This is a genomic window from Roseimarinus sediminis, from assembly GCF_050433125.1.
GTDB classification, from domain to species: domain Bacteria; phylum Bacteroidota; class Bacteroidia; order Bacteroidales; family Prolixibacteraceae; genus Roseimarinus; species Roseimarinus sediminis.
The window spans coordinates 192,268-212,881 of record NZ_JBNPXV010000005.1 but is presented as its reverse complement, the minus strand read 5'-3'; the positions used below and the strand labels follow the sequence as shown (position 1 = coordinate 212,881).

General features: G+C 45.9%; 10 protein-coding genes. 3 read left to right on the top strand and 7 right to left on the bottom strand.

The window, feature by feature from the left end:
• Nucleotides 1-32: 32 nt before the first annotated feature.
• Entirely contained in the window at nt 33-3,338 is a 3,306-nt protein-coding gene (locus FHS86_RS08500) for a SusC/RagA family TonB-linked outer membrane protein (RefSeq protein ID WP_429412576.1), read from the bottom strand.
• An 857-nt stretch (nt 3,339-4,195) separates the two neighbouring features.
• Nucleotides 4,196-8,290 (bottom strand): hybrid sensor histidine kinase/response regulator transcription factor, encoded by a 4,095-nt coding sequence (locus FHS86_RS08495; protein ID WP_429412575.1) that lies wholly within the window; start codon nt 8,288-8,290, stop codon nt 4,196-4,198.
• Nucleotides 8,291-8,511: 221 nt separating this feature from the next.
• Between FHS86_RS08495 and FHS86_RS08490 the strand changes: the two genes are divergently transcribed.
• Genes FHS86_RS08490 through FHS86_RS08480 form a run of 3 tightly spaced genes read left to right on the top strand, consistent with a single transcriptional unit; the run spans nt 8,512 to nt 11,096 of the window.
• Nucleotides 8,512-9,510, top strand: a complete 999-nt coding sequence (locus FHS86_RS08490) for an NAD-dependent epimerase/dehydratase family protein (protein WP_429412574.1) — start codon at nt 8,512-8,514, stop codon at nt 9,508-9,510.
• Nucleotides 9,507-10,253 (top strand): CPBP family intramembrane glutamic endopeptidase, encoded by a 747-nt coding sequence (locus FHS86_RS08485; RefSeq protein WP_429412573.1) that lies wholly within the window; start codon nt 9,507-9,509, stop codon nt 10,251-10,253. Before FHS86_RS08490 ends, FHS86_RS08485 begins: the two co-directional genes overlap by 4 nt.
• 27 nt (nt 10,254-10,280) lie before the next feature.
• Nucleotides 10,281-11,096: an SDR family oxidoreductase gene (locus FHS86_RS08480; RefSeq protein WP_429412572.1), complete on the top strand. Its 816-nt coding sequence runs from the start codon at nt 10,281-10,283 to the stop codon at nt 11,094-11,096.
• A gap of 18 nt (nt 11,097-11,114) precedes the next feature.
• Here FHS86_RS08480 and FHS86_RS08475 read toward each other — a convergent pair whose 3' ends face one another.
• The 5 genes from FHS86_RS08475 to FHS86_RS08455 form a co-directional block, all read right to left on the bottom strand.
• The gene (locus FHS86_RS08475) at nt 11,115-12,290 is read right to left on the bottom strand and encodes a serine hydrolase domain-containing protein (RefSeq protein ID WP_429412571.1); all 1,176 of its coding nucleotides are present in this window, start codon (nt 12,288-12,290) and stop codon (nt 11,115-11,117) included.
• A 148-nt stretch (nt 12,291-12,438) separates the two neighbouring features.
• On the bottom strand, nt 12,439-14,934 hold the full coding sequence (locus tag FHS86_RS08470) for an AsmA-like C-terminal region-containing protein (protein ID WP_429412570.1): 2,496 nt from the start codon (nt 14,932-14,934) through the stop codon (nt 12,439-12,441).
• Between the two features lie 23 nt (nt 14,935-14,957).
• Nucleotides 14,958-16,199: a competence/damage-inducible protein A gene (locus FHS86_RS08465; protein WP_429412569.1), complete on the bottom strand. Its 1,242-nt coding sequence runs from the start codon at nt 16,197-16,199 to the stop codon at nt 14,958-14,960.
• Nucleotides 16,196-17,428, bottom strand: a complete 1,233-nt coding sequence (locus FHS86_RS08460; RefSeq protein WP_429412568.1) for a M48 family metallopeptidase — start codon at nt 17,426-17,428, stop codon at nt 16,196-16,198. The genes FHS86_RS08465 and FHS86_RS08460 overlap by 4 nt, the downstream gene beginning before the upstream one ends.
• Before the next feature lie 93 nt (nt 17,429-17,521).
• The gene (locus tag FHS86_RS08455; RefSeq protein WP_429412567.1) at nt 17,522-20,614 is read right to left on the bottom strand and encodes an ATP-binding cassette domain-containing protein; all 3,093 of its coding nucleotides are present in this window, start codon (nt 20,612-20,614) and stop codon (nt 17,522-17,524) included.

Here is a 20,614-nt window from a genome sequence, read left to right as displayed (position 1 = left end):
ATACAAAGCGTTGTTATCGGATGAATTACATGTTAAAAAGTAACGTTTACACCAAAAGTAAACGAGCGGCTGCGCGGATAGGCCGAATAGTCGACCCCCGGAGTAAGAGCAGAATAAGAGCTGCTGCGGGTAGTACTCACCTCAGGGTCGAAACCGGAATATTTGGTCCATACCCAGATGTTGTTGCCTGATACGTATAAGCGAAGTTGCGACATGCCAATTCTGTTTGAAACATTGGCCGGTACAGTATAGCCAAGGGTGAGCGTATTGAGTCGCAGGAAGGATCCGTCTTCAACCGCCCAGTCGGTAATCACGGCAGTGGCCTGACCGAATGAGTTGGGACCGTTCCACATGGCTTTGCCTTGGTTCATCTGACGCAGTTGCTCCAGATCGGTCACCACCTCACCGGCAGTTCCTGTATACGAACCGTCCACATCGATGTAGGTAAAGCGTTCGTCGGAGCTTTGGCTGCTCAGCATGTTTCCAAAAGTAGTACGGTACAACTGGTTAAATTCAATTTTACCGGTATTGTAAATGTCGTTTCCGTATGACCAGTTAAACAGGGCCGACATGTCGAAGCCCTTGTAAGTCATGTTGAAACCAAAACCACCGGTTGCCAGTGGCAGGGCGCTTCCAATCACTTCACGGTCGAGGCTGTTGATGAGTGAATCGTTGTTCAAATCCTTGATTTTCATGAAACCCGGCTTCACATCGTTCACGCCCAAAGTCTGACTGTTGTTCGGAACACCTTCCTTTAAAACATAGGTGCCTGATGTTTCATCGTAGCTTTCAAAATCATCAACCGTGTACATGCCATCGTTGCGGTAACCGTATATCAAACCAACGGTCTCTCCCACTTTCAGGTAGAAGTCGTCGCGGTCCTTCAGGTCGGTACTGGCCCAGTTCGACTGATAAAAACGTTCGTCGGTACCATCGAGGGCATCAATGTTGGCCCGGTTGATACCAAAGTTCAGATTGCCCGAGAAGGTGAAATCGCCGCGTTCAACAATAAAGGCATTCAGGGCGAGCTCAATCCCCTTATTGGAGGTACTACCAATATTGTTCCACTGGGTATTAAAACCAGAAATAGGTGAAATTGCTGAAGCCAGCAGGAGATCGCGGGTTGTGTTCTGATAAAGATCGAGATTACCACTTATTCTTCCGTTGAAAACCATGAAGTCGAGACCCAGGTTACGGTTTACTGTGGTTTCCCAGCGAATGTCAGGGTTGAACAGGGTTGAACCGTCGGGTGAATAATAGGCATTGTACCCATTGGTACCCATACCCGGACCGTTATTGGTACTGGCCCTGAAAAGGAACTTGGTGGCATTCGAAGGAATGCGGTCGTTACCGGTTTCACCATAGCTGATCCTTAATTTCAGTTCGTCGAACACGTCGAGATTTCTGATGAAGGGTTCTTCCGACATTTTCCATCCAAGGGCAATTGCCGGGAAAATACCTACGCGGTTGGCTTCCGAAAATTTACTCGACATGTCGGTACGCAGTGTAATGGCTGCCAGGTATTTCTGGTTGTACTGATAATTCACCCGTCCGAAATAGGAAACGCGGTTGTTATTGGTCGATACATAGGTTGAATGGGCATCGGTGGTTCCCAGTGCCATGTTGGCAAACAATTCTTCGGGTTGCATCGATTCGCGGAAGTTTTCGGACCTCACACTGTATCCGTGGCCACCACTCGAATAAATTTCGTGACCTGCCAGTATGCTCAGTTCGTGAGCACCCAGGTCTTCGAAGATATAATTGGCCGTATTTAACCAACGGTAGGAGAAATCATTCTTTCCTTCCTTGGTCCCCAGGGGAAGGCTGTTTCCTTCCTGGCGCGACTGGCTGGTTAGCGGACCATAGTAACGGAAACGCTCTTCGTAAGTACGGCTGTCGGTAAAGGTGGTTTTCAGAATCAGGTTCTGAATCGGATTCCAGGTTAAACCGGCATTGATCACATAGTTGTTGGTATTTTTCCGTCTCCAGTCCTGTTCTGCCAATTCAAGCGGATTGATCATGCTCAGCAGGAACGACTGGTAGTCGTCGGAGGAATCGATTTCATTCAGGTCGATATCCAGTTCGTCGGCAATACCATTTACCGGGCGCGAGGTAATTACGTCGCGTACCCTTAGCTGGGCACTTCCCGATGTTCCTGCACCATCAACCTGTGTGTCGGTAATACGGGCACTGGCATCGAAAGTCAGTTTTTCAAAAATTTTGTGATTCAGTTTGAAGTTGATGGCATTGCGTACATAGCCATTGCCTATCATAATTCCTTCATCCTTGTTATTGGTATAACTCAGACTGAGTTTAGTGGCTTGTGTTCCACCCGAGATACTTACGTTGTGCGATTGTGAAAGCTGATTGCTTCCAAACAGTTCCTGCTGCCAGTCGGTTGGTTTCTTGTAGTTGTACAACTCGAGGTCATCGTATTTTCCGTAGAACTTTTCGAAGTTACGCAAGTCGGCATCCGAACGCATTTTGGCATATTCGTATTGCGCCATTACGTATTCGTAAGGGTCGAGCACTTCCAATTTACGCTCACGGGGTAATTGCTTGTATTGCAGGTAGCCGTTGTACGAAACCTTGGTTTTACCGGCTTCGGCGCCACGGGTTGTGATAATAATAACACCGTTGGCAGCCTGAGCACCGTAAATCGCAGTCGAAGCAGCATCCTTCAACACGTTAATGCTGGTAATGTCGGACGGCGGAATGTCGCGAATGCTTTCCACAATGAATCCATCGACCACATAAAGCGGTGAATTGTCCTGGGTTACCGAACCCCCGCCACGAACGCGGATAACAATCTCAGCATCGGGCGATCCGTCAGTGGTGGTAATATTAACACCGGGCAGCCGTCCCTTAATGGCATCGGCTGCACTGGCCACTGGTATTTTCTGCAATTCTTCGCCCGAGATGGTAGAAATAGAACCTGTGTTGTCTCTCTTTTTAATACTACCATACCCCACAGCAATCACCTCGTCGAGCTGCTTGGTGTCGGTTTCCAGTTCAAGACTCAGGCTGGTTCTGCCATTTACCTCCATCTCAACCGGCAGGTAACCAATGAATGAAAACTGAATGGTTGCGTCCGCAGGGACCGAAATCTGGTATTCACCATCGAAATTGGTGACCGCACCATTGGTCGTACCCTTCTGGATCACATTTACACCGGGAAGTACCTCCCCGGTTTGGGCATCGCTTACTGTACCACTTACAGTAAGGTTCTGGGCAAACAACGCTGTTGTTGCCATCAGTAACAGGCCCATTACAAGAACTCCTATTCGCGGTAAACTTACGAATAGTCTTTTTTGCATCTGATTTTCAAAGTCTGTCATAACATTTAGATTAAATTAGGTTTGTTGCATTCTTAAAATAAAATTTTAAAATCATGAAGCTGTTTTCAATTAGTTATATACATCAATGTTAATTGTTCGAAACAAAATCGGATGATTTACCACAGGATGTTGAGCAGGAAAAAAATAGCCGCAAACAGGCAAAGCAATAAAATTGCAATTCCCCATCCCATGCGTCGTAACTCTTTATTGATTTTATCCATTGCTTTCCAATTTGGGATTTCTGATTTTAATATAGGATGAAATTACACTTTAAGCAGCGCAATCATTAAGGCACAATTCCCAAACACAAGGTCAGGCCTTCCCGATACGGGTTATTCTTCCCAAGGGGGGTGGTTTTATTTCCCAAACAGCGCATGCGCCCCGGAAAGCTTTCACTGTATCACACTGAATTTCTGTAGTTTTTGAAGGGGGAAAGTGGCCTTGTAATCTTCCAGCCGCTCAGGAAAGTCGGAAGTACGAAGTTAGAAGTCTCAAGGAAAAATTGAGTACAAAGTATGGTTGATACGGTGCAGTCAGTTACTTATCCGCTGCTTCAAGTTGCATACACTTGTTTCCAGTGGTCTATACGCTGCACCAGGGGATTATTCCCTGTATCGGGTGGCTTATTCCCTGTATCAAGTGTTTTATTCCCTGTATCAAGTGTTTTATTCCTTGTATCGAGTGGCTTATTCCTTGTATCGAGTGACTTATTCCTTGTATCGAGTGCTTTATTCGAAGCGAAGGGCAAGGTACTAAGTCCCAAGTTTGAAGTCAAAGTAAAGGACTCCAGTCTAATATCTAAGGTCTGAAATCTAATCTGGTATCTGAAGTCTTACGTCTAATATCTGTTGTCTCTATCATCTGGCGATTTCATTCTCCTCCGATTTATTGCGCCGGATGTATTCGGTGGCATTCATACCGTACATCTGACGGAAGCATTTGCGAAAATGCGACAAATCCTTAAAGCCGACATTGTAGGCAATTTCCGAAACCGTCATTTTATCCTGTACCAGCAACTGGGAAGCGCGCTTCAGCCGGATATTCCGGATAAACTCCTTGACCGTCATATCGGTTAAGGCATTGAGTTTACGGTAGAGCTGCATGCGGCTCACACCCACTTCGCGGGCAAAGCCTTCAATATCGAGTTCGGGATCGGCAATGTGAAGTTCTACCACCTCCATGGCCTTGTGCAGGAATTTTTCGTCGGGTGAGCTAATGGTAATATTTTGCGGCTGCAGGGTAATTTCGCCCGAATACTTTTCTTTCAGCGAATTACGTACGGCCAGCATGTTTTCAATCTTTGTTTGCAGTATGGTCAGGTCGAAGGGTTTGGTAATGTAATCATCGGCTCCTATCGACAGGCCTTTGATGATATGTTCCTTTGAGTGCAGGGCGGTTAGTAACAAAACCGGAATATGCGAAGTACGTTCATCACGTTTTACTTTCTTGCACAATTCAAAACCATCCAATTCAGGCATCAGGATGTCGCTAATGATCACGTCGGGTACATTTTCAAGGGCCTGTTCCCAGCCTTCGCGTCCGTTGGCCGCCTCCATCACCTGAAACGCAGATGAAAAATGGCTTACAATCAGCAGACGAACATCGGGATTATCTTCCACTACCAATAAAATATTGGCAGGGATTGAATCGTCATCGACTACTTCGGGTTCTTTTTGCACCTCGATTTTGTCCGGTAGTGCATCTTCTGCTTTTTGCTGGTTTTCCTCTTCCTTTTCACTCAATAAATAAGGAATACGCACTGTAAACTTGCTCCCTTTACCAGGCTGACTGCTCACAAATATTTTACCGTTGTGTAGTTTTACCAGGTCTTTTACAAAGGCAAGCCCGATTCCTGTTCCGGTTTGTTCCACCTTATCGCTTCCCTGGAAGAAACGATTGAAAATTTTCGAAAGGTTCGATTGGGCAATGCCCTGCCCGGTATCACGAACGGTAATTTCGATGAACTGACGATCGGTCTGACTGTTGTCGAGGTCATCGTCGTTGCTGTCGAAAACCAGCGAAAGATTGACCACTACTTTCCCTTCGTTTTCGGTAAACTTAATGGCATTCGAAAGGAGGTTATTCAGAATTTTTTCCATTTTGTCAGGATCAAAACGCACCACCATCGATTTGCGCAAGGTATTGAACTGAAGCCTGATCGCTTTTTCAGCAGCATAGGCCTCGAACGAATGCACCACCTCGTTGACAAAGCGCACCAAATCGCCCTGCATCAGTTCGAGCTTCAGATTTCCCGTTTCGAGTTTACGGAAGTCGAGCAGTTGGTTGATCAGTCGGTCGAGTTGCTTGGTATTCCGGTACATGATATCGATGTGTGCCCCCATTTCGGCCGGATTCAGCTGGCGGTTCTTCAATTTTTCGAGGGGAGCCAAGATCAAGGTAAGCGGGGTTCTGATTTCGTGCGAGATATTTGTAAAGAACTTCAGTTTCAGCATGTCGAGTTCGTGCAGCTTTCGGGCCTTGATTTTTTCAATTACCAGGTCGTTCTTTATTTTTTCACGATAAACGAAGAAGTGGATCAGCGTAAAAATAATGACCATAATAACCAGGAAAACCAGCGAACGAAACCAGGTAGTTCGCCAGTAAGGAGGCAGAATTGAGATGGACAGTTGCAATTCTTCACCGTGCTCATCAATACCCGGCACAACCCGTTTAATACGAAGGGTATAGTCGCCCGGATCCAAATTGGTATAGGTTGCCGAGCGCGCAGTGCTGGGTTCATTCCATTCGGGATCGAAACCTTCGAGATAGTAGCTGTACAGATTACTCTGACTGTTTACATAATTCAAGGCTGCAAATTCGAGGGTAAAAACTTTTTGATCGTAGGGCAATACCAATTGGCTGGTTTGCGAAATACTTTTGGTCAGTATGGGTTCTTCTCCGTCGTTGATTAGTACCTTTCTGTTAAAAATTTTCAAATCGGTAAACACCAATGGAACCGGTTCCTTATTGATTTTCACCTCCAGCGGATCGAAAATATTAAAACCTGCAATGCCGCCAAACATCAGCTCACCATTCGGAAGTTTGTGAGCTGCCCCGTATGAAAACTGGTTGTTTCGCAGGCCATCCTTACTGGTGTAATTCTGAAACACACCCGTTTGCGGATCGAATTTTGAAAGCCCGTTCGTAGTACTGATCCACAGGTTCATTTGTTCATCTTCGAGTACACACAAAGCCTGGTTATTGACAAGCCCCTGGCTGGTAGTGAAGTATTTCTGCACTCCATCTTCAATGTTGTAAAGCGCCAGGCCCCGGTCGAGTGTTGCCACCCAGTAACGCCCTTGTGAGTCTTCGCTTGCTGAACGCGTATGTTCGTTGTATCGGGTTATTTTCTTTGAATACGGATTATAAATAAGCACCTGCGAGGGAGTACCCATCCACATGTTGTGTTTCGAATCCATCATCAGCCAGTTCACCTGATCGTTCACCACATGGCCGAAGTGTTCAAGCGTCATCGTTTCCGGGTTGATTCGGTCGACTCCCCCCCAGCTGGCCGCCCAGATATATCCTTCGTGATCGAGCTGCAAGTCCATCACCTTGTCGTCGGCCAGGGAAGCCGGATGATCAGGATCGTGACTAAAATTATGAATCCGACCTGTATTAAGATCGAGTACATCGACTCCTCCCCAGAAAGAACCAATCCAAAGCCGGTTGTAGCGATCTTTTTCAAAAGCCTTGATACAGTTTCGCGATATGGTGTTGGCGCGCTTTTCATCGGCCATCAAATAGGTAAAAGTACCTGTTTGGGGATGATAAATATTCACCCCCCCGTCTTCGGTACCAATCCAGATATTCTCCTGCTCGTCGACCCAGAAAGCATAAACGATGCTGCTGTTAAGGTAATTTTTATCAGAGGGTTGTGCACTGAAATTGCGGAAAACCTGTTTACTACGCGCCAGCAGGTTCACGCCTCCGCGGGTTCCGATCCAGGTCTCTCCCCTTTTGTCGTGGTAAACATCGAGTATTGAATTGTTGATCAAACTACCGGGTTTTCGGTCGTCGTGACGGTAAAAAGCTTTGGCACCTTTGGCTTTCTCATAAACATACAAGCCACCGCGGGTTCCGATCCAATATTGTTCATCCCGGTCGCGAGAGATGGTACGAACGGTTTCGCTGCGTTCATACGCAGGTTCGAGTTCGATGTGCTTTACGGTTAAACTAATGGGGTCGACAGCAAACATCCCATACAAATAGGTTCCAATCCACATGGAACCATCGGTATCGAGAAAGAGCTCCCAAATTTCATTCGGATTTACTGCATTGGGCGTGAGCTCAAATATTTCGCTTTCAAAACTTGTTGCATCAACCCGAATCAATCCGTTATTGGTACCAACCCATAAGCGACCGGTATTATCAAACTGTATCACACGTACGTAACGCCCGCTGCAAAGGTCGTTTCCAGCACTCAGTTCCGAAAGCGAAACAATGTTTTCAAGTGTATCGACTATCCATATTCCATTATCTGTAGCCAGCCACAGACGACCTTCCTGGTCTTCCTCCATGTCGTTTACCGATATTTCTTTCCCGGCTAACTGCGGGTGCCGATCGAAGGGATGATGAAAAAATTCAGTTTCACGATCAAATACATTGAGGCCGCCATTTTCTGTTCCAATTAGCAAACGCCCCTGGCGGTCTTCAACGATCACACGCACCAGACTTCCCCTGATGGAAGCACTGTCGGACAAGGACGGCTGGAAATTGTCGAATTCATAGCCATCGAAACGGCTCAGGCCCTGACTGGTTCCAAACCACATCCATCCCTGCTGATCCTGATAAATGCACTGAATCTGGTTATTTGGAAGTCCTTCCATCTGGGTATAGGCATCAAAACTCAGTTCGTTCTGAACCGCCAAAAGCACCGGTGAACACAACAAAGCAAACAGTAAAAAGAAATAATTCCTCATCATCGATCGAAACTCCCGAACTTTATTCATGTAAATTGAATGAAACCGGATGGAAAAATAACGCTATTTTAGCAATTTAAAAAACGGGCTCTAAGCCAAATACTTGTTTTCGAGCCATTCTATTTAAGATAAAACCATGAAATGAACTTGTGTTTACAAAATTTATTTCTAGTTTTATCATACTAAAAAATAAGCACAAGCCCTGATGTCACCCCCAAAGCGACATCTAAACAAAACCCTGACTCTCAACCATGAAATTGGAAATCAAAAAAGTATTACTAACCGGTGCCGATGGTTTTTTGGGAAGCAACATCGTTCGTGAGTTGCTCTCGAGAAACTACGAGGTACATGTTCTGATACAGGCAACGCGGCATTCAGCTACGCTCAACGGATTACAACTTACTTCGGTGTACGGCGACCTGCTCGATCAGGAATCGGTATCGAAGGCCATCGAAGGAATGGACGCTGTGATTCATGCAGCAGCCAATACCAAAACCTGGCCGGTTAAATCGACTGCCCTCGATGCAGTGAATGTGCAAGGCACTGCCAATGTTATTGCCGCAGCGAAAAAACACGGCATTCAGCGCATGGTGTATGTGGGTACTGCCAACAGCTTTGGCCCGGGCAATAAAATTCATCCTGCAAGCGAAGCAACGCCATACGAATCGTATAAATACGGATTGGGCTACATGGACTCAAAATACAAAGCCCACCAGCTGGTTCAGGAAGAAGCAAAGAAAGGATTACCCGTCATTACCGTGAATCCTACCTTCATGTTTGGTCCCTACGATTCGGGTCCCAGTTCAGGGGCAATGATTATGGCCATCTATCACCGGAAAGTGCCCGGCTATGCCCCGGGGGGAAAAAACTACATTTATGTAAAAGATGTGGCCACGGCAGTATGCAATGCTTTAACCATGGGAAGAATTGGAGAAAGCTACATTCTGGGCCATGAAAACCTGACTTATAAAGAAGCTTTCACGCTGATCGCCCAAACCGTTAAGGTACCTGCTCCCCGTATTCGCTTAAGCCATGCAATGGTTTTGGCCTATGGTCGCTTTTGTAATTTTTGGGGCCATATCAGCAAAAGACCCCCTTCGGTCAATTATCCGCTTGCCCGAATTTCGTGCGATGAACATTATTATTCATCAGATAAAGCCATCAGGGAGCTCATGCTTCCTCAAACCCCCATTGCTGAAGCCATTGCCGAAGCCTTTGAATGGTTTAAGAAAAACAAGATGCTGCAATGAAATACCAAACACTTCAACCTGATTTGAGCTGGAAGACCGGCGATTTTCAAAGCTTCTTCATTATTCTGATTGCCATTGCATTTTTTACTGTGTACTGGTTTATTTTTAAATCGGAGAAAGTTAAAAACTACTTCTACCGAAAGTACGATCACGACAAGGCAAGTGCCCGGCACATCCTGTTTACCAAATATGCCGGCTTTGTTTTAATGGGCATTTTCCCAACGGTGGCCGCCCTTATTTTTCTTGACAATTACACACTGGCAAAACTGGGATTACACTTTCTGCCTGAAACTGCTTTCACTTCCCTGGTGTGGATTGTGGGAATCAGTGCGCTGATCATTCCGGTTTCGATGCAAAGTGCTAAAAAACCAAAAAACCTGGCAAATTATCCACAAATAAGAAGCAAGGTATGGACCCGCCGGCTGGTGATTGCCAATGCACTGGCCTGGGCCTTCTATCTTTTTGGCTACGAACTGCTGTTCCGCGGCGTGCTGTTTTTCCCGCTGGTCGATACCCTGGGATTCTGGCCGGCCACTGCCGTTAACATTGCGCTTTATTCGGCTACCCATATCCCCAAGGGCCTCGAAGAAACCATTGGGGCTGCCATCCTCGGACTGGCTTTGTGCTGGCTTACCGCACTTACGGGAACCTTGTGGATTGCCTTTTTTGTACATCTTGCCATGGCATGGAGCAATTCATTTACAGCACTCAAGCACCACTCCGACATGGTGCTCAAAAAATAACTTCTGTTGAACTCCTAAATCAGAAAAATGGCCTATTCGTTCAAAAACAAAGTAGTACTGATAACCGGCTCTAACCTGGGAATTGGTAAAGCTACGGCCCGGCTGCTGACATCAATAGGAGCCAAAGTAGTACTCAACGGCCGTACTGTTGACCGCCTTGAAAACACCCGAAAAGAACTTGCAGCTGCCGGAGCTGAAGTGATGGCTGTGGCAGCCGATGTTACGAGCTATACAGACTGTGTTTCGATGATTGATAAAATCGTGGAACAATTTCAGCAAATCGATGTGGTGATTAACAATGCCGGTGTATCGATGCGGGGCGATTTCGAAACAGTCGATCCCTCGGTTTTCAAAACAGTAATGGAAGTAAATTATTTAGGAGCCGTGAACGTAACGCATGCGGCGCTTCCTGCCCTGAAAAAAAGCAAGGGCCGCATCATGTTTGTGTCGAGTGTTGCCGGCATTCGGGGTTTGCAAAGCATTTCGGCTTACTGTTCGGCAAAAATGGCACTCACCGCACTGGCCGAATCACTAAAAATTGAACTTCACAGTACCGGGATCAAAGTGGGCATCACCTATGTTGGCTATACACAAAACGATCCGGTTAAGCGTACCATTGCTGCCGACGGGCGCCTGATTCCCATTGAGGCCCGCAGTGAGAAAAATGCGCAAACCACCGATCAGGTAGCCAAAGCCATTGTTCGCAATATTGAAAAAGGACGCTTCAAACGGGTTCTGACAACGTTGGGAAAGTTGAATGCCCTGGCCAACAAGTTATTTCCCCGTCTGGTCGACCGCATTTTAATTCGTGCCAACGAACGCTTTAAGATGATGGCAAAATAAACACGGATATATCACTGTTTACTCAGTTGTCCCGCTATTTTCATCGTCTGAACGCGGATCAATCTTATTCAGAAAGTGAAAGGCAATTTTATCGGCTGGCAGCTCGTTTACCTCGTCGGGTTTGTTCGAGCACATGGCCACCACCAGTTCCTGTTCGGGATAAACCATTACCATTGAAGCCCCCCCTATTGTACGGCCAATACTACCATACACCTTACGACCGAAACGGTCGCTGGTGATGATCCAGCCAAAACCATAATTGATTTCACGACCATCGCTTAAGCGATACCTGGTGGTCATCCGACGCAGTGTTTCCTCATTAAAAAAACCAGGCTTTACCATTTGTTGGCCCAGCTTTACAAGGTCTTCGGGTGTTGAAAGAAAACCCTGTACCGGTAAAAAGGGCATCAGGTTGACAGGGCGCGCATTCACAAGCCTTGCAATGTAGTCGAGATCATAAGGAGCACTGCGATTTTCGGTGATGATCAGGGGCATGTCGGCAAGGGTATGCTCCAGTGCCAGGGTGTCAATTACATATTCCTTTACCAGTTTAGAATAGGGAAGCGAACTTACTTCTTCAGCCAGAACAGCCAGCAGGGCAATCCCGTAATCCGATCTGGCATAATGTGCTCCCGGTTCATACATCAGAGGCTTTGAGTCGAAAACGCCCAAAAATTCCCTGAAAGTTTTTAAGCTATCGAGATATTGAATGTAGGATGCGTTGGTTTCGTAAAAACCAGCCACATTTGCTCCAAGCATCAGGGGACTAAAATCATATTCCTTTTTTGGAAAATCGGGTACATAATGATAGAAACTACTGTCGAGATGCAGCTTTCCCTGCTGATGCAACTGTGCAACAAGATAGCTGGTCAACAATTGGGAGTTGCTTCCAATACGAAACTTTGTAAAGCGGTCGACTTTCACATCCAGTTCCTTATTGGCCAAACCGGCACCCTGTGACCAGAGTAATTCACCTTTGTGTGCAACAGCCACCGAAGCCCCGGGGGTAAACGAAGTAAGCAGGTACTGACGCAGTTCCTGTTGCCCTTCTACAATGGCTTCCTTGTAATGCTTATTAAACAGCGCTTTATTTTCATTGTTACTTTTTGGTGAGCAGGCTGCTCCATTAAAAAGAAATAAAACAGAGAGCAATAAAAAAGTTGAAGAACCGAAGGTCAGGCTATTTTTTCTCATTGTTCAATTTTTATTTAACGAATGAATATTTGTGGTTTGAAATAAGGGCATTGCCAAAAAAAATCCGGCAGGCAAAAATATTGAAAAGATATTTTTTTTGCCTGCCGGATCTTATAAAATATTTAACAATTAACGGTTTTTAACGATTCTATTTAAACAGATCACGGAGCAGCTTTTTGGCAGCGTCCTGCAATTCTTCGGGCGAGCTGTCGCGTAATTGCTTCACCACCTGTTGCCTGATTTTATCTGAATCGACTGATACCGTAGGTTTCTTGGCATCACCTTTTATGCGAATTCCAACATCGAGTGTTTTCACCCGTTCGTGCCCGGGGACGTATGCTATGATGGCATTTATCTGCTCCGAAAGTATTGCCTTTTCAAGCGTGGCATCTACCTTAAAATCGAGTGTTCCGCCAAAGTTATAGCTACCCGAAAGCGCTACGGGCTGTTGAGCCAGTTTGGTGCTAAAAGGTTCGATGGAGAGGTCGCCATTGCGAATGGAAAAGCCCGCCGTAAAATCATCGACAGTCAGGTTTTTTATCTGATCGACACGGATAACCGACTTTAATTCAGAAAAGAATTGCGGATCGACCAGTTTTACCTGGTGAGTCGAAAACGATCCGGCAGCATTGAGCGAGGCCAAATCGACTTCCATCGTATTTTTCAGGTAGGAATCGACTGTCAGTCCGCTTGAAAAATCGCCATCGCTTTTGGCTGCAAAGGGCATATAACGTTTCACCATGCTGATTTGCTCATACGATTCTTTAAGACTGAAGCGATCAACATTGATTTTAAGTGCAGCCTTCGGTTCATCGGTCCCATCGGCCAGTACACTGCCATTCATTCTCAGTGTTCCTCCCAGCATTTCCATTTTAAGTCCCTCAAGCAGCACTTGTTGATTTTTGATTAGTACCCGTCCGGTAAAATTGCTGATATCCATTCGATCGAAGTACAAATGTGCCACATTCGCATTGAAAGCCATGTTGATGTTGGCCGGAAGTACAAAGCTGCTATCGGTGGCTGTATTGCTGGTATCGGCCGGCAGATAAACTCCTTCGGCCGAAGCTTCGTCGGGCTCGTAGGCATTCAAAAACTCGTTCAGATCCAGCTGATTGGCTTGCAGTTTGAAAGTTCCCTTCAGTACGGCGTCGTCGATTGCATAGCTGATTAACTCATCGATGGTTCCATCGAGACGAAAGTCGCTTTTGCCCATTCGCCCGTTTAAACCCTGCACCTTAAGCTGTTGTCCCTGCAGCACCAAAGCGGCATTTTTAATTTCAAGTCCCTGAGGGAGCTTATCATTGGCAAGAAAGAAATCGCTCAGTGCCACATTACCCGACGACTGAAAAGCAGAAAAATTGTTTTCCGAAAGGGCTGAATAGGTGCCGGCAATGGCTGCATCGACGGTAAGCAGACCTTTCATGCTGGTAGTTCCCAGGGGAACGACTTTGGTCAGCGATGCCATGTCGATGCGTCCCTTCATTTGCATGTCGACAGCCGGATCGGTAAAAAGCGAGTTCATGAAAGCATGCATCTCCAACGGATTTCCACCCAATTCCATTTTAAAATTACGCATGCCTACCGTTAGCAGCTCGAGCGGCCCTTCGACCTTTTGAATGCGCGCATCCAAACTGCTGATGTTCAGTCTGTCGGGCAAATCAGGATACTGAAGGCTTGCATTTCGAAGCGAAATTCCCAGGTCGATGGCCGGATACTGATCCTGATAGTAAATCCCCTTCAGCGTTCCTCCTGCACTTACTTCTCCTGTGGCTGTAACACCGGTCAGATAGTGTTCATAAGCCTGAGGTATTTGTTTCAACAACTCATTCATTTCGATGCCGGGAAGCTGGATCTTCATATCAAACAGCATCGAATCGCCGGGCATCTCAAAACCACCTTCAATTTGAAGCGGCATTCCGTTTAACTTTGACTCCCTGCTGTCGAAATCGAAACGATAGTGATCGAGATCGGCATTCAGGCTGGTGGTTAAACCAACAGCAGCATCCTTCAGATAGTCAATACTATCGTAGCTGAAATTCATCGAAGGAGTTTGGAGTTCCAGATCAAGAATTGTTTTCATTCCTTGCGCCCAACCATTCATTTTTCCGTCGAGATGCCTGATGCTGAATAAATAATTGTCCTTGATGCTGTGGTAACTAAAACTGAAATCACTGACTGAAACAGCCTGCAACAAGATATTGATTCCTTCGGCTGTGCTGTCGGGACTCTGCGTTACAGCATTCTCGTCGCTGGCAACAAGTTCCCAATTGGCCAGTCCTTCTTCATTGACAATTAAATTCAGAACCGCCTTACTGACGCTCAACGAATTCACTGCTATTTCGCCTGATCGTATAAAAGCCGGCAAGCCAATTTCGACCGACAAACGATCAAAGGCTGCCAGTGTATCATTCTCAAAGGCTCCATTACCCATCACGCTTACGCCATTAAAGCTTGCCTTCAAATCGGGCAGAGAGCGAAAAAGTGAGAGCTGATAGTTTTCGTAACTGACCTCCGCGTCAATCGACGAATTGATTTTATTGAGCAAGGCCTCATTGATGCGATTCTTAAACAGCAAGGGAAAAATCGCAAGCAGAAGCAAAACAAACAAGATCACAAAGACTGCTATGGAGAGGAATTTTTTCATGGTGTTTCCTATTTAATTTGTGCCTATTCACTTAACAATAACAAACGCAAAACGTTCAATGCTGCATTCCCTGAACGAACGATATTGCGTTCACGGTTATTGCTGTATTTCATCAATTTTGCGATGGTTTTATCGGGCGTAGCCACTGCAATCCAAACTGTCCCCACTGGTTTTTCATCGCTCCCGCCATCGGGGCCGGCAATGCCCGATGTGGCCACTGCATAATCAACGTCGAACAGTTTTCTGGCTCCTTCGGCCATTTGCCTCACAACCTGCTCGCTTACTGCACCGTAGCTTTCAATACTGTTGCCATCGACCTGCAATACTTTTTGCTTCACCTCGTTCGAATAGGCAATAACACTGCCCTTGTACCAGCCCGAACTGCCTGGAACCGAAGTAATGAGATGGGCAATGTACCCTCCTGTGCAGCTTTCGGCTGTGGCCATGCCGGCTTTCTTTTCAAGTAACAACTGCCCTACCACGCCAGCCATGGTGTCGGTGTTATAGCCAAAAATGGCTTCAGGAATGATCGCTTTTAAAAGTGCTATCTGTTCATCCACTTCCTTTTTTAGCTGCATTTCATCCTGACCAAAAGCCGAAAAGCGAAGTCTGATCTGCTGAGGCGAAGGCAAATAGGCCAGATGAATGTGCGATGGCAGTGCCAGCTCCCATTCTTCAATTTTTTCGGCCAGCAACGATTCCGGAATTCCGGTGGTCAATACCGTCTGATGCCAGATGACTTCGTTACCATTCATTTTTTGCAGGCGGGGCAAAACGTGAAGTTGCATCAGCTCCTTCATTTCGAATGGCACACCGGGCATCGATACAAAGATCGTACCCTCATCGGCAAACCACATCCCGGGTGCCGTACCCTGCGGATTAAACAATACTTCGCAACACTGCGGAACCAGGGCCTGATCGTGATTCAGCCGTCCGGGATTCATTCCTCTTTTTCTGAAGAACGCCGTTACATGCTCCAGGGTGGGCTCATGTAAAATTAACGGAGATCGAAAATATTCGGCCAACACCTTTTTGGTGCGGTCGTCTTTTGTCGGTCCAAGTCCACCGGTAAGCAGCACCACATCAGCTCTTTTTCGGGCATCGTTGAGTGCCGACACCAGGTGGTCGGGTTGATCAGAAATCGAAGTAATCTGTGCCACAGCCAACCCGATACGGTTCAATTCGGTAGCCATCCAGGCCGAATTGGTATCGACAATCTGACCAATCAGTATTTCATCTCCTATGGTGATAATTTCTGCTTTCATTTATTATTAAGTTTATCAAGTCGTTGTAATAAAGTAGGATGTGAATAGTGAAAAAATACATACAAGGGATGCGGCCTTAAGTTGCTCAGGTTCTTAACCGACAACTTTTTCAGAGCAGAAGCCAGTTCATCGTCCAGTCCAAATTCTGCTGCAAAGGCATCGGCCTGGTATTCATTCCTACGAGACAATAAATTCATCAAAAGACCGGTAATGAATTCCAGCGGCGTGTACAATATTCCAAATGCAATGATGCTCAGATGAAATTTTGCCTCTTCGGCACCAAGCGCCTGCGATAAGGCAGCCGAATCGAGCATGAGCGATAAGATGTAGAGCATGAATCCTGTTTGGATCACGCCGGCAAGCAAACTGCCGATGATGTGCTTTCGTTTGTAATGTCCTATTTCGTGCGCCAGCACGGCCACCAGCTCATCGGTCGATAAATCGTTGATGAGGGTATCGTATAAAACAATGCGCTTTCGTTTGCCCAGTCCGGTAAAATAGGCATTCGCTTTGGTCGAACGCTTTGAACCGTCGATCACATATATGTTTTTCAATACAAAACCAGCCTTCGTTGCAAAGGCTTCGATGGCTTCCTTCAAGGGGCCGTCTGCAAGCGGCTCCTGCTTGTTAAAAAGCGGAACAATGATACTGGAATAAAACATACTCATCAGTACGCTTATCATGGTGATTATTGCCCAGGCAATGATCCAGAACCAGTCACCAGTCAACTGCCATATCCAGATAATTAAGGCCAAAAGTCCTCCCCCCAGTAACGCTCCCAGCAGCCATCCCTTCAACTTATCGGTAATGAAGGTTTTGATTGTGGTCTTATTAAAACCAAAACGTTCTTCGATAACGAAAGTATGATATAGCTCGAAAGGTGTAGTCAGCAAATCGGAGCCCAGTCCCAGCAAGGCGAAAAAGATCAGGGCATTGAGCAGATAATGACTAGAGAAGGCAAGTGCCCACGCATCGAGCAAGGCAAAACCTCCAAATAGCAACATCATTAAAACCAGTAAGAATGAAAAAGTTGAAGTAAGCATTCCAAAACGATGATTCACCTTCTGATAAGCTTGTGACTTCGAGTATTCCTTTTCATTGTAAAGGTCTTTCAGTTGGTCTGGCAGGCTCATCGACCAGTGTTTCGCGTTCAGATAAGCCAACCACTGTTCAAATACGAAATCAAAAATGATGATTGCAATGATGATGTAAAATATAGTTTGTGCCATAAATACGATTTGTGCCGATAAAAATACAAAAGCAACACTTTTTGTTGTGTTGCTTTTGTATAAGTTTTTATACAGAAAATAGTTCAGTATGCATCAGGCCTTGTTGTTCCGGTCGTAAATCAGGTCGCCCGGTGTTTGTTTAAATATTCGGTTAATAATGATACTGAAAGCATAGTAATTCACCACAGCCAGCACCAGTACCGAGATAAGGGTGTATTGGTTAAACAGGTCGAAATACAGATTCTTCTCCACCTCGAAAGGCGAAAGTACATTGATAATGAAATAAATCAAACCGAGATAGCCAAGCACACCGGCCAGAAAAAGGGCCAAAACAAGCGGCAACAAAACAAAGATGTACATCATTCCCATGTAAATCCTTTTGATGTCGATCCCGAATGCCTTAAAGGTACCAATATTCATCTTGATCTTATTCAGGTGAGTGCTCAAAATATTCGACAGGAAGATATTGATCATTAATACACTGAATCCTATCAAAATTAACGACATGATGGTCGTCAGCTTGCTTACAAAGTTGTAATTCTTCATTTGCTCAATTTTCGACATTTCGAGCTTGATTTCAGAATCCTCGGCAAATTTTTCGGCAAATTCATCCACATTACTCAGGTCATTAAAATTGACTGCAATGTAGTCGAAGCGTCCGTTCGTCCGGTTTTCCTGATTTGGAAAATAACTTTGAATAAATTGGTGTTCTTCGATACCGGCCTCTTCAACAAAGCGCGTTAACTCGTCAGAGGTTCTGAATTCGGCGTAAAGTTCATCAATTTGCTCAAGACTGATGTATTCTGAATTAAAGAAGGAAACCTGTAAAACATACATCGGCTGGTAGCTGTACTGATGCGCATACACATCGATGGTATTCACTTCGAGCAGGCCCCCTTCGTCGTAATATCGGGTAAAGAAACTGTCGGCAGCCTCTTTGAAGGGACTTAACTGAGTTGAGTCCATCACCACATAGGCATATAGCTTGTTATTGTCCTTAAAAAGGAAGCGGTCGCCCATTGAAATGTAGTTGTTATAGAAGTGCTGAGTTGTCAGAAAATCGATGCGTTCACCCGGCAGCCGGTCAACAACTGCCCTCACAGGAATTGGCGTTAGACGGCCATCGCGCTGCTTTTTGAAAATGAAAGCCGGAGTTTCAGAACACTCGAGTTTGTTCAGCAAGTTGCGGGTCACAATGATCGAAATATCGCGTTCGCCTGTAAAACCCTGCCCCAGCGAGCGGTTTACCTTTGGATCGACAATGGTGGCAACCAGCGGATCGTCGAAAGGAATGGAACGTCCGTCGACACTGCGGTTAGGACTTTCAGATAAATCGCCCTGAAAATAGGCCGTCCACTTATTATAGCCTACAATCGAGTCGTAATGATAGATTTGCTGAAGTGAATCAGCGTTGTAATAGGCAATGGCGCGGTTGGCATTCCGGTTGGTGCCCGGAATGGGTGCATTGATTGAACGAACAAAAGGATCTTCCATTTTCTCGCGCAGGTACTCCAGACTACCGTTTGAAAATCCAATGGCCAGAAAGGTAAAAAACAAAATGACCACAATCAGCCAGAAGTGCTTGTTCTTTTTACCCAGCAATTCCTTTGTTTCATTTCGGTAAAACAGGTGTTTAAAATCGTGTGGAATGGTATTGAATGGAATCCAGTGCTGTTTCAGGTTGAATTTAATGAACAGCTTGTATTTCACATTCACCCAGTCCCAGGCTACGCAGAGCTTATAAAAAACAACGGGAATAATGTCGCGAAACGAAAACAACAGCGGGTTGAACGAATCATCGTCGTTTCGTTCAACAGGCAATACCGGTTTCACAACGCGTTTGAAACCGCGATGGATCAATTCGGCACTTCGGTTAATCAGCGTGGTGATGAAAGGGGCAAGTGATAAAACAAGCCAGGGAATAAAGCCCAGGATACTGGCAACAGGGTTGTTGCTGTTCCCCAGTTCCTGCTGCTCGATGCCGGTATTTTTTGTTCTCTTTTTGTCACGCTGTCCTTCAACTGCCGTTTTAAATTTCAGATCCTGAATGGTTCTGATCACATCGTTTATTTTAATATCTGCCTTCTTGATTTCACCAAAGGCAAACTGACGGATGTGTTCTTTTACTTCGTTGTTGGCAATTTCCTTTTCTTCGAGTTCAGCAGTCAGCCAGTCACGAAAGGCTTTTTGTTCTTCCTCGGGATAAGCCTTATCGGCTTCCATGGCCGTTTGATGGGCTGTCATCCTGCTTTTTACCAACTCGAAAAAACCTTCATCGACCTTATGCTCCGAAAGGTGCATTAGAATACGCACATAACTTTCGGTATCAGAATTGAGCAGGAGCTCTATTTCCTGTTGAACTTTTTGTTGCTTCTCTTTCGATTCATACCATTTAATGCGCTCACGATCATAAATAAAATGCGGATCGATGATCGAAACTCCATTTTCACGCTTCGACATTACGATGATGCGGTCGGCAAAATCGAGGGTCAGCGGGATGTTGTGTGACACAATGATGGCACTGGCATTTTCTCGCTGACGGGTAATAAAGTCGCGAATAAAATGCATCAGTTTTACCGAATTAAAATGGTCGAGGTTGCCGGTGGGCTCGTCACCAAAAAGCACGGTAAAATCGGGATTGATGGCACGTGCAAATGCCAGGCGCTGACGTTCACCACCCGAAAACTCATAGGGCTTTTTCTCGTAGGCCAGGCTGGTAACGCTGAGATTTTTCACCAGACTTTCAATCGCATTGAAGTAGGCTTCCGATTCGGGTTTGTTTTGAATGAGCTCGGTCAAACCCACATTTTCGAGGGCCGAGAAATTGGGCATCAGGTTGGTACTCTGAAAGATAAAGCTGTAGTACAGCATTCTGATGTGATAGCGCTGGGCTTCCTGGTGATCGCCCCACATGCCCGCTAAATCGTATTCGTCGGTATCGTTGGGAAAGAAACGGATGCACGAGGTACTTCCATTAACGGTTTGGGTCATAAGGCCCAGGGTTTCGAGCAGGGTGCTTTTGCCCGCCCCCGATGGTCCGAGCAATACAGTGATCTTCCTTTTCGGGATAATCAGGTCTTCCGCTTCAAGTACCGGTTGATTTTCGGTGTAGGCACACGACAGCTTTTCGATATGAAACAAGACATCACGGCGATCGAAACCCCCATTCACAACATGATCCGACAT

What these genes read in the sequence shown, in the direction of transcription:
- FHS86_RS08500 (WP_429412576.1), bottom strand. Translation starts at nt 3,338, where the DNA reads ATGACAGACTTTGAAAATCAGATGCAAAAAAGACTATTCGTAAGTTTA.
- FHS86_RS08495 (WP_429412575.1), bottom strand. Translation starts at nt 8,290, where the DNA reads ATGAATAAAGTTCGGGAGTTTCGATCGATGATGAGGAATTATTTCTTT.
- FHS86_RS08490 (WP_429412574.1), top strand. Translation starts at nt 8,512, where the DNA reads ATGAAATTGGAAATCAAAAAAGTATTACTAACCGGTGCCGATGGTTTT.
- FHS86_RS08485 (WP_429412573.1), top strand. Translation starts at nt 9,507, where the DNA reads ATGAAATACCAAACACTTCAACCTGATTTGAGCTGGAAGACCGGCGAT.
- FHS86_RS08480 (WP_429412572.1), top strand. Translation starts at nt 10,281, where the DNA reads ATGGCCTATTCGTTCAAAAACAAAGTAGTACTGATAACCGGCTCTAAC.
- FHS86_RS08475 (WP_429412571.1), bottom strand. Translation starts at nt 12,290, where the DNA reads ATGAGAAAAAATAGCCTGACCTTCGGTTCTTCAACTTTTTTATTGCTC.
- FHS86_RS08470 (WP_429412570.1), bottom strand. Translation starts at nt 14,934, where the DNA reads ATGAAAAAATTCCTCTCCATAGCAGTCTTTGTGATCTTGTTTGTTTTG.
- FHS86_RS08465 (WP_429412569.1), bottom strand. Translation starts at nt 16,199, where the DNA reads ATGAAAGCAGAAATTATCACCATAGGAGATGAAATACTGATTGGTCAG.
- FHS86_RS08460 (WP_429412568.1), bottom strand. Translation starts at nt 17,428, where the DNA reads ATGGCACAAACTATATTTTACATCATCATTGCAATCATCATTTTTGAT.
- FHS86_RS08455 (WP_429412567.1), bottom strand. Translation starts at nt 20,614, where the DNA reads ATGTCGGATCATGTTGTGAATGGGGGTTTCGATCGCCGTGATGTCTTG.